At 68.5% G+C, this 1,060-nt stretch carries 1 protein-coding gene; it reads left to right on the plus strand.

Going from position 1 to position 1,060, the window contains the following annotated elements; translation table 11 throughout:
• The coding region (locus QRN54_RS33550) for an acetyl-CoA C-acetyltransferase (protein WP_285184034.1) at positions 1-1,060 on the plus strand (1,060 nt) is incomplete at both ends.

Here is a 1,060-nt window from a genome sequence, read left to right on the forward strand (position 1 = left end):
CCCGAACAGGTCGACTACGTCATCATGGGACAGGTCCTCACCGCCGGCGCCGGCCAGATGCCCGCCCGCCAAGCCGCCGTCGCCGCCGGCATCCCCATGAACGTCCCCGCCCTGAGCATCAACAAAGTGTGCCTCTCCGGCATCGACGCCATCGCCCTCGCCGACCAACTCATCCGCGCCGGCGAATTCGACATCGTCGTCGCCGGCGGGCAGGAATCGATGTCCCGCGCACCCCACATGCTCGAAAAAAGCCGCGAAGGCTTCAAATACGGCGACGTCACCCTCCGCGACCACATGGCCTACGACGGCCTCCACGACATCTTCACCGACCAGGCCATGGGCCTGCTCACCGAACAGGTCAACCAACAAGAAACCGCCCACATCACCCGCGCCGAGCAGGACGCCTTCGCCGCCGCCTCACACCAGAACGCGGCCCGCGCCTGGAAAGACGGCCTCTTCGACAACGAAGTCGTCCCCGTCTCCATCCCCCAACGCAAGGGCGAGCCCATCGTCTTCGCCCAGGACGAAGGCATCCGCGCCGACACCACCACCGAATCCCTCGGCAAACTGCGTCCCGCGTTCAGCAAGGACGGCACCATCACCGCCGGCTCCGCCTCCCCGATCTCCGACGGCGCCGCCGCCGTGATCGTGATGAGCAAAACCAAAGCCGAAGAACTCGGCCTGACCTGGATCGCGGAAATCGGCGCCCACGGCGTCGTCGCCGGACCCGACTCCACCCTCCAGTCCCAACCCGCCCGGGCCATCGCCAAGGCCTGCGCGAAGGAAGGCATCGACCCCACCGACCTCGACCTCGTCGAAATCAACGAAGCATTCGCCGCCGTCGGGATCGCCTCCACCCGCGAACTCGGCCTCGACCCCGCCAAGGTCAACGTCAACGGCGGCGCCATCGCCGTCGGCCACCCCCTCGGCATGTCCGGCGCCCGCATCGCCCTGCACCTCGCCCTCGAACTGCAACGCCGCGGCGGCGGCATCGGCGCAGCCGCACTCTGCGGCGGCGGCGGACAAGGCGACGCACTCATCGTCCGCGTCCCCAAGGCGT

Origin of the sequence: Rhodococcus sp. MEB032, from assembly GCF_030208925.1 — a bacterium.
GTDB lineage: Bacteria > Actinomycetota > Actinomycetes > Mycobacteriales > Mycobacteriaceae > Rhodococcus_F > Rhodococcus_F qingshengii.